A 13,909-nucleotide genomic window follows, 5' to 3' on the forward strand; every position below is an offset into this window, starting at 1 on the left:
GGGGGGTGTTGGGGGTGGAACGGGGGTTTGGGGGGTCTATGGGTTGCGTTTTGGGGGGGGGTTTGGGCGGGGGGGGGGGGTGTTGGGGGGGTTGTCTTTTGGGTCCCGGCGGGGGGGGGGGGGCCGAGGGTGCGGGGGGGCCGCCCCCGGGACCCGTGCGCGCACGAAACGCATTTGGACAGGGGGCGCTGGCCAGGAGCTTTCGACGCAAGGGGTGCTGAGTGACATGACAACCACCGACTACCCGGCCTCCGTCCCCTATCGGGAGGTGACGGACCGCAACGGCCGCGTGTACCGCGTCGGCGAGACCGACGTCGACATCATGGGCCGCAAGCGCACATGGATGGTCGTCCTGCCCTGGGTGGGCATGATGGGCATCAGTTCCGCCGAGTACGCGTTCACGTCGGCGGAGGACACGCTCCACGAGGCGCATCTGTGGAGCAGCGGACACATCTTCTGGCTGATGGGCGTCTGGATATTCTTCCAGGCCGCCGTCGCCTTCCCGGCCGGGCAGCTGCGCGAGAGCGGCCGGCTCCCGGCGCGTACGGCGATGCTGATCGGCGCGGTCGGCACGATGGCCGGCTATCTGTCGCTGGCGTACGCGCCGAACGTGCTCGTCGCCTACTTCGGCTTCGGCATGTGCAGCGGTATCGGCGCCGGTCTGGTCTACGCGACCTGCATCAACATGGTCGGCAAGTGGTATCCGGAGCGCAAGGGCGGCAAGACGGGCTTCGTCAACGGCGGTTTCGCGTACGGGTCCGTGCCCTTCGTCTTCCTGTTCACCTCGTACATGGACCTGGGCAACTACGAGACCGTGCTGGCGCTGGTGGGGGTCGGGCTGTGCCTGATGGTGGCGTCGGCGGGCTGGTTCTTCCGGGACCCGCCGAAGAACTGGTGGCCCGCCACGGTCGACCCGCTGCGGGTGACCGACGACCCCAGGATCCGCCGGGCGCTGGAGAAGAACCCGCCGGCGGTCAGGCAGTACACCCCGAAGGAGGCGGCCCGTACCCCCGTTCTGTGGATGATGTGGTTCTGTCTGCTGTGCACGGCCGGCATCAATATCTTCGGCATCGCCTTCCAGGTGCCGTTCGGCAAGGACATGGGCTTCGCGGGCGGCATCGTCGCCACGGCGATGTCCCTGAAGGCCATCGTCAACGGCACCGGCCGGGGCGTGATCGGCTGGATCTCCGACCGCTACGGCCGCCGCAGCACCCTGGTCATCGTCTGTCTCGTGCTGGGCACCGCGCAGTTCGGCGTGCTGGTCTCCGGCCAGTTGGGCAGCATGCCGTTCTTCCTGTTCTGCTCCATGGTCTCCGGCTTCGGCGGCGGGGCGATCTTCCCGCTGTTCGCGGCCATGACGGCCGACTACTTCGGTGAGAACAACAACGCCACCAACTACGGGATGGTCTACAGCTCCAAGCTGATCTCCGGGCTCGTCGGCTCGGGCGTCGGCGCGATCGTGGTCGACGCGTGGGACTACCACGGCGCGTTCGTCCTCGCGGGCTCGATCGGGCTGGCCTCCGCGGTGCTGGCGCTCTTCCTGAAGGCTCCCGGCCGGCCGAAGGCCCGGAGCATCGTCCCCAACCCGCAACCGCTCGGCGAGGAGATGGCGTGAGATGACCGCGGATCCCATCGCTACGAACGGCGCGTCGGCCGATTCCGGCGCCGCGCACCGCCCCTACCGTGAGGTGACCGACGCCCGCGGCCGGGTCTACCGGGTCGGCGAGACCGACCGGGACATCCTCGGCCACTCCCGCAGGCTCATGGTGTATCTGCCGTGGATCGCCATGATGGCCATCAGCGTCTTCGAGTACGCCTACGGCTCGGCGGAGGACACCCTCTCGCACGCGCACGGCTGGACCCAGAGCAACACCTTCTGGATCCTCAGCGTCTGGGTGTTCTTCCAGGCCGGTATCGCCTTCCCGGCGGGCTGGCTGCGCGAGCGGGGCGTCCTGACCGCCCGCCGGGCCATGCACCTGGGCTCCGGCATGTGTCTCGTGGGGTTCCTGGCCCTCTCGCACCTGAGCGATGTCCTGCTGGCGATCCTCGGCTTCGGCGTGATCGGCGGCATGGGCGCCGGGCTGGTCTACGCGACCTGCATCAACATGGTCGGCAAGTGGTTCCCCGAACGCCGGGGCGCGCGCACGGGGTTCGTCAACGGCGGCTTCGCGTACGGCTCGCTGCCGTTCATCTTCATCTTCAACTACGCGTTCGACACCGGGAACTACCACCGGGTGCTGGACCTGATCGGCTGCTACATCATGATCGTGGTGTTCGGGTGCGCGTTCCTGTTCAAGGACCCGCCGAAGAACTGGTGGCCGGCCGACATCGACCCGCCGACCCTCACCGGTGACGGCGAGAACGCGGCGCGGACGTCCAAGAACCCCCCGGCGGTACGGCAGTTCACCCCCAAGGAGGCCGTCAGGTCCGGGATGCTCCCGCTGATGTGGATCTCGATCGTGCTGACCGCCGGGGTGTCGATCTTCGGGATCTCCTTCCAGGTCGACTTCGCCAAGGAGGTCGGCTTCGGCCCGCTGGTCGCCGCCTCGTCGATGGGCGTGATGGCGGTCATCAACGGCGTCGGACGCGGGGTCGTGGGCTGGCTGTCCGACCGGTGGGGCCGCAAGTCGACCCTGGTGTTCGTCATCGTCGTGCTGGGCCTGGCCCAGTTCGGCGTGATCCTGGCGGGCGACCTCAGGAGCGAGTGGCTGTTCCTGTTCTTCGCCTTCCTGTCCGGGTTCGGCGGCGGCGCGTTCTACCCGATGTTCGCGGCGCTGACGCCGGACTACTTCGGCGAGAACTACAACGCCACCAACTACGGCCTGGTGTACAGCGGCAAGCTCGTCAGCGGCCTGTTCGGCGGCGGCCTCGGCTCCATGGTGGTCGCGGCCTGGGGCTACGACGGCGCGTACGCACTGGCGGGCGGAATCTCGATGATCGCGGCGGCGATCGCCCTGCTGCTACGACAGCCGGGGCACGGCGCAACGACCACACCGACGGCCGCACCGCGGCCGGCGGGCTGACGACGGCGTACGGCCGTCGGACGGCCCGCACCGCACGAGGTGGCCCGCCCCTGTTTCCGGGGAGGGCCGCCTCATGTGCTGCCGGGCCTCAGGACCTGGTGCGGGCGTGGTACGAGGTTCGGGTGTGTTCGGTGTGTTCGCGCATCAGCCGGGTGGCTTCCTGCTCGTCGCGGTCGGTGATCGCGGCGATCAGGTCCCGGTGCTCGATCCACGACTGCTGTCCGCGCTGACGGGCGACCGGCATGTAGTACCAGCGCACCCGGCGGTCGACCTGGGCCGCGAGTTCCGCGAGGACCGCGTTGCCCGCCAGTTCCATGATCTTGGCGTGGAAGCGGGCGTTGAGGGTCACCGCGGTGTCCACGTCGTCGTCGGCGACGGCCCGCAGCCCCTGCGCCAGCAGCTCCTCCAGCGCCTCGATGCCCGCGCTGGTGGCGTTGGCCGCCGCCAGCCGGGCCGCCTCGGCCTCCAGCAGCGTACGCACGGTGAGGAGTTGGTCGGCCTCCTGCTCCGTGGGCTCGTGCACGAACGCGCCCTGCGCGGGGCGCAGATCGACCCAGCCCTCGGTGTTGAGCCTTTGCAGCGCCTCGCGCACCGGCTGCCTGGAGACCCCGAGGTGTCCGGCGAGTTCGCTCTCGACGAGGTGCTGGCCGGGCTGGAGGGCCCGGGTGGTGATGAGTTCGAGCAGTGCCTCGTAGACGCGGTCACGCAGTGGACCGGGGCGTTCGAGCCGGGGCACGGCCCCCTGCGGCAGTCCTGTCGACAACATCGCGGTCCCCCTCCTCGGCGGGCCGTGCACAGCGGTCGGAGCGCCGGCCTGGATTGGCTTTCGTCTACAGTCTACGGCGCTCGATGTCCGCAGGGGCGGCAGGACGGCGTCATCGCACGGCGTCGGCGCGTCAGGTCGCCACAACCGGTCGTCACAACCGGTCGCCGCATCCGGTCTTTACAACCGGTTGCCACGCCCGGTCGTCACGCCCGGTGTGTCCGTACGGGGGCGCCGCAACGCGTTGTGGCTCCCCCACCCGCCGGGGGCGGCTCACGGGCAGCGGACGACCTGGCCGGCGTACGAGAGGTTGCCGCCGAAGCCGAACAGCAGGACCGGGTCCCCGGTGCGGATCTCGCCGCGCTCCACCAGCTTGGAGAAGGCCAGCGGGATGCTCGCCGCGGAGGTGTTGCCGGACTCGCTGACGTCCCGGGCCACGACGGCGTTCACCGCGCCGATCTTCCCCGCGAGCGGCTCGATGATGCGCAGGTTCGCCTGGTGCAGGACGACGGCCGCGAGGTCCTCGGGGGTGAGTCCGGCCCGTTCGCAGGCCTGCCGGGCGAGCGGCGGCAGCTGGGTGGTCGCCCACCGGTAGACGCTCTGGCCCTCCTGCGCGAAGCGCGCGGGCTGTCCCTCGATGCGCACGGCGTGCCCCATCTCGGGCACCGACCCCCACAGCACGGGCGAGATCCCCGGCTCCTCGCCCTCGGCGCACGCCTCGACCACGGCGGCCCCCGCCCCGTCGCCGACGAGCACGCAGGTCGTACGGTCCGTCCAGTCGGTGACCTCGGACATCTTGTCGGCGCCGATGACCAGGGCCCGGGTGGCGGCGCCCGCGCGGACGGTGTGGTCGGCGGTGGCGAGGGCGTGGGTGAAGCCGGCGCACACCACGTTGACGTCGATCGCGGCGGGCGAGGGGACGCCCAGCCGGGCGGCGACCCGGGCCGCCATGTTCGGGGAGCGGTCCACGGCCGTCGACGTGGCGACCAGCACCAGGTCGATGTCACCGGGGGTCAGCCCGGCGGCCGCGAGCGCCTTGGCGGCGGCGTGCGCGGCCAGCTCGTCGACGGGTTCGTCGGGGCCCGCGATGTGCCGGGTCCGGATGCCCACCCGGGACCGGATCCACTCGTCACTGGTGTCGACCATGCCCGCCAGTTCCTCGTTGGTGAGCACCCTGGCGGGCTGGTAATGGCCGACGGCGGCGATGCGCGAGCCGTGCATGGGAGGGTCCCCCTCGTTGCCGTGAGTAGCGGGATTCACCAGTCTGATGAGTGACTCACGGGTACGAGGACAGGTGATGCCACAGGAAACGCCCGCCCGGGTTGTCGGCTTCCGTCAGACCTCAAACGCCGCAACCCCGGCGAACCGTCTCCCGTGCCGTGGCGTCAGCCGGTGAACAGTTGTCTGGCCCGCTGTACGAGCTCGTACAGCCCGTAGGCGAGCGGCGCGCCCACCCACAGCCAGGCGAAGGCGATCAGTCCCCGCCGGTCAGGCGGACTCTGGCTGCTGTCGTTGCCGGACATCGGCGTCCTTTCCGGGGGCGGGGAGGTGGTGGCGGGGGTGGACGGGCCGGACGAGTTCGTTGGCCACGAATCCGATCGCGAGCAGCCCGATCATGATGAAGAACGACAGCGAGTACAGGGCGGAGCCGTGTCTCCCGGCCTCCTCCTGGCGGTCGGCGATCCAGTTGACGATCAGCGGGCCGAGGACGCCGGCGGTGGACCAGGCGGTGAGCAGCCGGCCGTGGACGGCGCCGACCTGGTGACTGCCGAACAGGTCCTTGAGATACGCGGGGATCGTGGCGAAGCCGCCGCCGTAGAAGGAGAGGATCACCAGCGCGCACCCGACGAACAGCGGCTTCGAGGTGTCGCCCAGCAGCGCGATCAGGGCGTACATCAGGGCGCCGACGCCGAGGTAGACGCGGTAGACGTTCTTGCGCCCGATCAGGTCGGAGGTCGACGACCAGCCGATGCGGCCGGCCATGTTGGCCGCCGACAGCAGCGCGACGAAGCCGGCGGCGGCCGTCGCGGAGACCGGGGTGGAGCTGTCGGCGAAGAAGTCCGTGATCATCGGGGCGGCCTTCTCCAGGATGCCGATACCGGCCGTGACGTTCATGCACAGAACGACCCAGAGGCACCAGAACTGCGGGGTGCGCACGGCGCTGCGGGCCGACACCTGCACCCCCTCGGCGGCACCGGCGCCCTCGGCCGCGGCCGGCGCCCCGCCGCCCCCGGGCACCGCCCCGTCCTGCCCCGTACCGCGCGGCACCCGTACCAGCAGCACGCCGAGCAGCATGAACACGGCGTACGACAGTCCGTGCACGAGGAACGCGAGCGCGATCCCGGAACTGTCGGCGCCGAACGACTCCAGCATCTGCGCCGACCACGGCGAGGCGATGAGCGCGCCGCCGCCGAAGCCCATGATGGCGATGCCGGTCGCCATGCCGGGACGGTCGGGGAACCACTTGATCAGGGTGGAGACGGGCGAGATGTAGCCGATGCCGAGGCCGATCCCGCCGACGAAGCCGTAGCCGAGGACGATCAGCCAGTACTGCTCGCTCGCGGCGCCGAGGGCGGAGATCAGGAAGCCGGACGAGAAGCAGACCAGTGCCACGGTCATCGCCCAGCGCGGCCCCCTGCGCTCCACCAGGGTGCCGCCGAACGCGGCGGACAGGCCGAGCATCACGATGCCGAGCTGGAAGGGCAGGGCGCTCTGGGTGCCGCTGAGGCCGAGCGCGGATTCGAGGGGCGGCTTGAACACGCTCCAGGCGTAGGCCTGGCCGATGGAGAGATGCACGGCGAGGGCGGCGGGCGGAACCAGCCAGCGGCTCCAGCCAGCGGGCGCGACGGGAGGACTCATGATCCCGGACGGTAGGCAGGGGGACGGGAGTTGAGAAGCGGTCGGGTCGACCGTATGCGATGAACGGTATCCAGGCTGCGCCGAGCGGTCAGGGCGGACCGGCCCCGGGAACGGACCGCGCCGCGGACCCTTGCCGAGGCATCCTCCATACTGTAGACAATATTTCGTCGACATAGTGTGCGGCGTCGGCGTCCTCCCCACCTCCGCGGTACTCCCTCGACCGAACGGAGCGTTCCGAAGTGAAAGTCGCAGTCCTCGGCGCCGGTGCGATCGGCGCCTACGTCGGTGCCGCGCTCCACCGCGCCGGCGCCGACGTGCACCTCATCGCCCGTGGACCGCATCTGGCGGCCATGAGACGGCACGGCGTACAAGTACTCAGCCCGCGCGGCGACTTCACCGCCCGCCCCCACGCCACCGACGACCCGGCCGAAGTCGGCCCGGCCGACTACGTCTTCCTCGGCCTCAAGGCCAACTCGTACGCGGCGTGCGGGCCGCTGATCGAGCCGCTGCTGCACGGCACCACGGCGGTCGTGGCCGCCCAGAACGGCATCCCCTGGTGGTACTTCCACCGGCACGGCGGCCCCTACGACGGCCACCGCGTCGAGAGCGTGGACCCGGCCGGCGCGGTCAGTGCGGTGCTCGCGCCCGAACGGGCCGTCGGCTGCGTGGTCTACGCGGCCACCGAACTCGAGGCCCCCGGCGTCGTACGGCATCTGGAAGGCACCCGGTTCTCGGTCGGCGAGCCCGACCGGAGCGTCTCGGCGCGCTGTCTGGCCTTCGGCGAGACCATGCGGGCGGGCGGGCTGAAGTGCCCGGTCGAGCCGGACCTGCGCAACGACATCTGGCTGAAGCTGCTCGGCAACATCTCCTTCAACCCGATCAGCGCGCTCGCCCGCGCCACCATGCGGCAGATGTGCCTGCACGGCGGCACCCGCGAGGTCATCGAGACGATGATGCGCGAGACGCTCTCGGTCGCCCGGGCGCTCGGCTGCGAGGTCGGCGTCTCCATCGAACGCCGGCTCGCGGGCGCGGAACGCGTCGGCGACCACCGCACCTCCACGCTCCAGGACCTGGAGCGCGGCAAACCGCTGGAGCTCGACGTCCTGCTCGCCGCCGTCGTCGAACTGGCGGAGATCACCGGCGTGCCGGTGCCCACCCTGCGCACCGTGCACGCCATCTCGGACCTGCTCGCGCTGAGGAGCGCCGCATGAGGAAACGGCAGCAGAAGACCTACACCCGGCTGACCCACCCCCTGGTCCGGGACTCCCGTGACGAGCCGTTCCGGCGGGCGAGCTGGGAGGAGGCCCTGGACCGGGCGGCCCGCGGCCTGGACCGCAACCGCGACGCGTTCGGGATGTTCTCCTGCGCCCGCGCGACCAACGAGATGAACTACGTGGCGCAGAAGTTCGCCCGGGTGGTGATGGGCACCAACAACGTCGACTCCTGCAACCGGACCTGTCACGCGCCGAGCGTGGCGGGCCTGTCGGCGGCCTTCGGCTCCGGCGGCGGGACGTCGTCGTACGAGGAGATCGAGCACACGGACGTCATCGTGATGTGGGGGTCCAACGCCCGCTTCGCGCACCCGATCTTCTTCCAGCACGTGCTGAAGGGGATCCGTAACGGCGCCCGGCTGTACGCCGTCGACCCGCGCCGCACCTCCACCGCCGAGTGGGCGGAGAGCTGGCTCGGGCTGAACGTCGGCACGGACATCCCGATGGCGCACGCGGTCGGCCGGGAGATCATCCACGCGGGACTGGCCAACGAGGCGTTCATCGAGCGGGCGACGACCGGCTTCGAGGAGTACAAGGCGCTCGTCGAGCCCTGGACGCTGTCGCTGGCGGAGAAGGTGACGGGCGTACCGGCCGCCGCGATACGGGAGTTGGCGCACGCCTACGCCCGCGCCGAGCGCGCCCAGCTGTGCTGGACCCTCGGCATCACCGAGCACCACAACGGCACCGACAACGTACGGGCGTTGATCAACCTCTCCCTGCTCACCGGTCAGGTCGGCCGCTGGGGAGCCGGGTTGCAGCCGCTGCGCGGCCAGAACAACGTGCAGGGCGGCGGCGACATGGGCGCCATCCCCAACCGCCTGCCCGGCTTCCAGGACATCCTCGACCCGGGCACCCGGCTGAAGTTCGAGTCGGCCTGGAACACGGTGCTCCAGCCGCACTACGGGCTGAACCTCACCGAGATGTTCGAGGCGATGGAGGAGGGCACGCTCAAGGCGGTCTACTGCATCGGCGAGAACCCCGCCCAGTCGGAGGCCGACAGCGAGCAGGCCGTCCGCCGGCTCCGGGCCCTGGACTTCCTGGTCGTCCAGGACATCTTCCTGACCAGGACGGCGGAACTGGCGGACGTGGTGCTCCCGGCCACCGCGGGCTGGGCCGAGACCGAGGGCACGACCACCAACAGCGAGCGGCGGGTCCAGCGGGTGCGCCGGGCCGTCGCCCCGCCCGGCGAGGCCCGCGAGGACGTCGACATCCTCTGCGAGCTCGCGGCCCGGCTCGGCCACGACTGGAAGTACGCCGACGCGGAGGCCGTCTGGAACGAGCTGCGCTCGGTCTCCCCGGACCACTACGGGATGACGTACGACCGGCTCGTCGAGCACCAGGGCATCCAGTGGCCCTGCCCCAGTACCGACCGGCTCGAACCGACCTATCTGCACGGCCGGTTGTGGGAGAAGGACCCGGCGAAGCGCGGTACGCCGGCCCCCTTCGGGCTGGTGCGGCACGATCCGCCGGTCGACCTCACCGACGAGGAGTACCCGATCCGGCTGACCACCGGGCGGCGGCTCGACTCGTACAACACCGGTGTGCAGAGCGGGGGTTTCGCCTCCCCGCTGCGGCGCGGCGAGTACGTGGAGCTGTGCCCGGAGGACGCCGAGCGGCACGGAGTGGTGGTCGGCGAGCAGGTCAGGGTGTCCTCGCGGCGCGGCGCGGTCGTCGCCCCGGTGTGGATCGACCCCGCGCTGCGCCCCGGGCTGGCCTTCATGACCATGCACTTTCCCGACGAGGTGGACACCAACCGGCTGACGATCGAGGCGAACTGCCCGATCGCGGGTACGGCGGAGTTCAAGGCGTCGGCGATCCGGATCGAGAAGCTCCCGGTTGCGACCCAATGAGGTGACGTGGTGGACCTGCACTTCGGCGACGGCAAACCCACGGACGAGGAGCGGGCGGCCGTCGACGCCCTGCTCGGCCCTCCGGAGTCCTCGTGGGAGGGGGCCGACCGCTCCGACGGCGACCTGAGGTGGGCGCGCGGCGGCCGCGCGGCCCGGGACCGCCGTGACCTGCTGCTGCCGGGGCTGCACGCGATCAACGACAGGGTCGGCTGGATCAGCGAGGGCGCCCTCGGCTATCTGTGCCGGCGGCTGACGGTGCCGCCGGCGGAGGCGTACGGAGTCGCCACCTTCTACGCGATGTTCTCGCTGCGGCCGCGGCCCGCGACCGTGCTCCAGGTGTGCACGGACCTCGCGTGCGCGGCCGCCGGCGCGTCGGAGCTGTGCGCGGGCGTCGAGGCCGGGCTGGGTCCGGGCAGCGGGGTGGGTGTCGAGCGCAGCCCCTGTCTGGGCCTGTGCGAGCGGGCTCCGGCGGCGCTCGCGGTGCGGGCGGGCGATCCGGTGCGTACGGCGGTGTCGGCGCCGGCGACGGTGGACAGCGCCGTCCTCGCCGCGAGCGCGCCGGACGCGGCGCCCGATGAGGCGCCTGTGGTGTCGGCGGTCCCCCAGGCCGGGGACCAGGCGCTGACGCTGCTGCGCCGGGTCGGCGTGGTGGACCCCGCCGACCTGGACGACTACCGCGCGCACGGCGGCTACTCGGCCCTGCGCCGGGCCTTCGCGATCGGGCCCGCCGCGGTCATCCGCGAGGTCACCGACTCCGGCCTGGTCGGGCGCGGCGGCGCCGCCTTCCCCACCGGTCGCAAGTGGCAGGCCACGGCGTCGCAGCCCGCCCGTCCGCACTACCTGGTGTGCAACGCGGACGAGTCCGAGCCGGGCACGTTCAAGGACCGGGTGCTCATGGAGGGCGATCCGTACGCGCTGGTGGAGGCGATGACCGTCGCGGCGTACGCGGTCGGCGCCGAGCGGGGGTACCTGTATCTGCGCGGCGAGTACCCGCGGGCGCTGCGCCGGATGCGGCACGCCGTCGACCGGGCGCGCGCCCGCGGTCTGCTCGGCGACGACATCCTCGGCACGGGCTTCGCCTTCGACATCGAGATCCGGCGGGGCGCGGGCGCGTACATCTGCGGCGAGGAGACCGCCCTGTTCAACTCGATCGAGGGCTACCGGGGCGAGCCGCGCTCGAAGCCGCCGTTCCCGGTGGAGCAGGGCCTGTTCGGCCGGCCGACGGTGGAGAACAACGTCGAGACGCTGGTCAACGTGCTGCCGATCCTGAACCTGGGCGCGCAGGCCTACGCGGCGATCGGCACCGAAGGCTCCACCGGGCCGAAGCTGTTCTGCGTGTCGGGCAGCGTCGCGCGGCCGGGCGTCTACGAGCTGCCCTTCGGCGCCACCCTCGGCGAACTCCTCGCCCTGGCGGGGGTGCGCGCGGATCTGCGGGCGGTGCTGCTGGGCGGTGCGGCCGGTGGTTTCGTACGGCCGGACGAGCTGGACGTCCCGCTCACCTTCGAGGGCACCCGCCGGGCGGGCACGACGCTCGGCTCGGGGGTCGTGATGGCCTTCGACGGCACGGTCCCGCTGCCGCGACTGCTGCTGCGGATCGCGGAGTTCTTCCGCGACGAGTCGTGCGGGCAGTGCGTGCCGTGCCGGGTCGGGACCGTGCGCCAGGAGGAGGCGCTGCACCGGATCGCCGAGCGCACGGGGGCGGCCGCCGACGACGACATCGCGCTGCTGCGGGAGGTCGGCCGGGCCATGCGGGACGCCTCGATCTGCGGTCTGGGGCAGACCGCGTGGAACGCCGTGGAATCCGCCATCGACCGTCTGGGGGCGTACGAATGACCGTGACACCGTTGGGGATCCCCCGCCGGCTGCTGGAGTTCACCCTCGACGGGGAGCCGGTGCGGGCACCCGAGGGCTCGACCCTGCTGGACGCCTGCCGGGCGGCCGGGAAGGACGTGCCGACCCTCTGCCAGGGCGACACCCTCACCCCGAAGAACGCCTGCCGGCTCTGTGTCGTCGAGGTGGCGGGCTCGCGCACCCTGGTGCCTGCCTGCTCGCGCAAGGCGGAGCCGGGGATGGAGGTGCGCACCGACACCGAGCGCGCCCGGCACAGCCGGAAGGTCGTCCTGGAGCTGCTCGCCTCCTCGGTGGATCTGTCGACGACCCCGCGGGCGGCCGAGTGGATCGAGGAGTACGGGGCGGAGCCGGACCGCTTCGGGCCCGACGCGGCCCGGCTGGGCGAGGAGCCGCGGGTCGACAACGAGCTGTACGTCCGCGACTACGACAAGTGCATCCTCTGCTACAAGTGCGTGGACGCCTGCGGCGACCAGTGGCAGAACACTTTCGCCATCTCTGTCTCCGGCCGCGGCTTCGACGCCCGGATCGCGGTCGAGCACGACGCGCCGCTCACCGACTCCGCCTGTGTGTACTGCGGCAACTGTGTCGAGGTGTGCCCGACGGGGGCCCTGTCCTTCAAGTCCGAGTTCGACATGCGGGCCGCGGGTACCTGGGACGAGTCGGCGCAGACCGCGACGACGACGGTGTGCGCGTACTGCGGTGTGGGCTGCAACCTCACCCTGCACGTGCAGGACAATGAGATCGTCAAGGTCACCTCGCCGCACGACAACCCGGTGACCCACGGCAATCTCTGCATCAAGGGCCGTTTCGGCTACCAGCACGTACAGAACCGGGGCTGATCAGGACATGGGACGAGTCACGGAACGACGCAAGGTGATCCGTATCCGGGACGGCGCGGTCTCCAGCCGGCCCGACACGCTCGTCGCCGAGGAACCGCTGGAGATCAGGCTCGACGGCAGACCGCTCGCCATCACCATGCGCACACCGGGGGACGACTTCGCGCTGGCCGCGGGGTTCCTGGTGAGCGAGGGCGTGCTGGCCGCCGCGTCCGACCTGCAGAACATCGTGTACTGCGCGGGCGCCACGGCCGACGGTTCGAACACGTACAACGTGGTCGACGTGCGGACCGCGCCGGAGGTGGTCGTCCCCGACATCACCCTGGAGCGCAACGTCTACACGACGTCGTCGTGCGGACTGTGCGGCAAGGCGAGCCTGGACGCGGTGCGTACGACGGCCCGTTTCCCGATCGCCGACACTCCCCCGGTCCGGGTGGACCCCGGTCTGCTGGCGAGCCTCCCCGACCGGCTGCGCGCGGCCCAGCGGGTGTTCGACCGGACCGGGGGGCTGCACGCGGCGGCCCTGTTCACCGAGGACGGGGACCTGGTCGACATCCGCGAGGACGTGGGCCGGCACAACGCCGTCGACAAGCTGGTCGGCCGGGCGCTCCAGAACGGTGACCTGCCGTTGTCGCGTTCGATCCTGCTGGTCTCGGGACGGGCGTCCTTCGAGCTGGCGCAGAAGGCGGTGATGGCGGGGATACCGATGCTGGCGGCGGTCTCGGCGCCGTCGTCGCTGGCGGTGGACCTGGCCGCGGAGACCGGCCTGACGCTGGTGGGTTTCCTGCGGGGCAGCTCCATGAACGTGTACGCGGGCGAGGACCGGATCGCCCTGCGGGCCGCGGCAGCCCAGGGCTGATACGGCTCCCCGCGGCACGGCGGCGGGGCCCCGGACGGCGGGGAGCGCCCCCTGCGCCGCGGGGCCCCGCCTCGGGCCCCCGTCACCTCACGTCACGTCGGACGGTTCGTCCGGGCCGGCCGCGACGCGGACCAGCAGCGCGGTGAACCGGTCGCGTTCGGCTGCCGGGAGGGGCGCGAGCAGTACCTCGTTCGCCGCCCGTGCCGCGTCCTCGCAGCGCAGCAGCAGCGCCTCCCCCCGCGGGGTCAGCGAGACGGCGTTCTTGCGGCGGTCCCCCGGATCCGGCTCGCGGACGACCAGGCCTCTCGCCTGGAGGTCGTTGAGCACGCCCACCAGGTCCTTGGGGTCGAGTCCGACCCCGCGGCCCAGGTCGGCCTGGGCGACCGGGGCGAGGTCGCGGACGGCCGACAGCACCACGTGGTGCCACATCTTCACGCCCTGGGCCGCGAGCGCCTCGGCGACCAGCGCCCGGCCGCGGGCCGCGGCGCGGCCGAGGATCCAGCTGGGCAGGGCGCGGATCGCGGGGATCGGGGCTTCGGACATGAACGCAGCCTAGCGACGATTCATTGGACTTCCCAATGATCCGACGATACCGTT

Annotated in this window: 12 protein-coding genes; 7 read left to right on the top strand and 5 right to left on the bottom strand. The window is 71.6% G+C overall.

Annotated features, from left to right (window positions below; all coding sequences use genetic code 11):
• The first annotated feature begins 226 nt into the window (after nucleotides 1-226).
• Both ACZ60B_RS35205 and ACZ60B_RS35210 read left to right on the top strand, forming a co-directional pair.
• Nucleotides 227-1,615 (top strand): OFA family MFS transporter, encoded by a 1,389-nt coding sequence (locus ACZ60B_RS35205; RefSeq protein ID WP_469394415.1) that lies wholly within the window; start codon nucleotides 227-229, stop codon nucleotides 1,613-1,615.
• Nucleotide 1,616: 1 nt separating this feature from the next.
• Nucleotides 1,617-3,023 (top strand): OFA family MFS transporter, encoded by a 1,407-nt coding sequence (locus tag ACZ60B_RS35210; protein ID WP_469394417.1) that lies wholly within the window; start codon nucleotides 1,617-1,619, stop codon nucleotides 3,021-3,023.
• 88 nt (nucleotides 3,024-3,111) lie between these two features.
• On the opposite strand, the gene ACZ60B_RS35215 is transcribed toward ACZ60B_RS35210, so the two are convergent.
• The 4 genes from ACZ60B_RS35215 to ACZ60B_RS35230 form a co-directional block, all read right to left on the bottom strand.
• Nucleotides 3,112-3,789 (bottom strand): GntR family transcriptional regulator, encoded by a 678-nt coding sequence (locus tag ACZ60B_RS35215; RefSeq protein ID WP_469394419.1) that lies wholly within the window; start codon nucleotides 3,787-3,789, stop codon nucleotides 3,112-3,114.
• A 270-nt stretch (nucleotides 3,790-4,059) separates the two neighbouring features.
• A complete protein-coding gene (locus tag ACZ60B_RS35220; protein WP_469394422.1) occupies nucleotides 4,060-5,007 on the bottom strand; it encodes a beta-ketoacyl-ACP synthase III in 948 nt (315 codons plus the stop codon).
• Nucleotides 5,008-5,171: 164 nt separating this feature from the next.
• Nucleotides 5,172-5,309, bottom strand: a complete 138-nt coding sequence (locus tag ACZ60B_RS35225) for an MFS transporter small subunit (RefSeq protein WP_450665801.1) — start codon at nucleotides 5,307-5,309, stop codon at nucleotides 5,172-5,174.
• A complete protein-coding gene (locus tag ACZ60B_RS35230) occupies nucleotides 5,275-6,645 on the bottom strand; it encodes an OFA family MFS transporter (protein WP_469394424.1) in 1,371 nt (456 codons plus the stop codon). The genes ACZ60B_RS35225 and ACZ60B_RS35230 overlap by 35 nt, the downstream gene beginning before the upstream one ends.
• Before the next feature lie 239 nt (nucleotides 6,646-6,884).
• On the opposite strand from ACZ60B_RS35230, the gene ACZ60B_RS35235 reads away from it, so the two are divergent.
• Genes ACZ60B_RS35235 through fdhD form a run of 5 tightly spaced genes read left to right on the top strand, consistent with a single transcriptional unit; the run spans nucleotide 6,885 to nucleotide 13,312 of the window.
• Entirely contained in the window at nucleotides 6,885-7,856 is a 972-nt protein-coding gene (locus ACZ60B_RS35235; protein WP_469394426.1) for a 2-dehydropantoate 2-reductase, read from the top strand.
• Nucleotides 7,853-9,766: a molybdopterin oxidoreductase family protein gene (locus ACZ60B_RS35240; protein ID WP_469394428.1), complete on the top strand. Its 1,914-nt coding sequence runs from the start codon at nucleotides 7,853-7,855 to the stop codon at nucleotides 9,764-9,766. Before ACZ60B_RS35235 ends, ACZ60B_RS35240 begins: the two co-directional genes overlap by 4 nt.
• A 9-nt stretch (nucleotides 9,767-9,775) precedes the next feature.
• A complete protein-coding gene (locus tag ACZ60B_RS35245; protein ID WP_469394487.1) occupies nucleotides 9,776-11,599 on the top strand; it encodes an NADH-ubiquinone oxidoreductase-F iron-sulfur binding region domain-containing protein in 1,824 nt (607 codons plus the stop codon).
• Nucleotides 11,596-12,456 (top strand): 2Fe-2S iron-sulfur cluster-binding protein, encoded by an 861-nt coding sequence (locus ACZ60B_RS35250; protein WP_469394429.1) that lies wholly within the window; start codon nucleotides 11,596-11,598, stop codon nucleotides 12,454-12,456. Before ACZ60B_RS35245 ends, ACZ60B_RS35250 begins: the two co-directional genes overlap by 4 nt.
• A gap of 7 nt (nucleotides 12,457-12,463) precedes the next feature.
• Entirely contained in the window at nucleotides 12,464-13,312 is an 849-nt protein-coding gene (gene fdhD / locus ACZ60B_RS35255) for a formate dehydrogenase accessory sulfurtransferase FdhD (RefSeq protein WP_469394431.1), read from the top strand.
• A gap of 87 nt (nucleotides 13,313-13,399) precedes the next feature.
• On the opposite strand, the gene ACZ60B_RS35260 is transcribed toward fdhD, so the two are convergent.
• Complete coding sequence (locus ACZ60B_RS35260; protein WP_469394434.1) at nucleotides 13,400-13,855, bottom strand: MarR family winged helix-turn-helix transcriptional regulator; 456 nt, start codon at nucleotides 13,853-13,855, stop codon at nucleotides 13,400-13,402.
• Nucleotides 13,856-13,909: the final 54 nt, after the last annotated feature.

It is taken from the genome of Streptomyces sp. NPDC104096 (assembly GCF_055584385.1).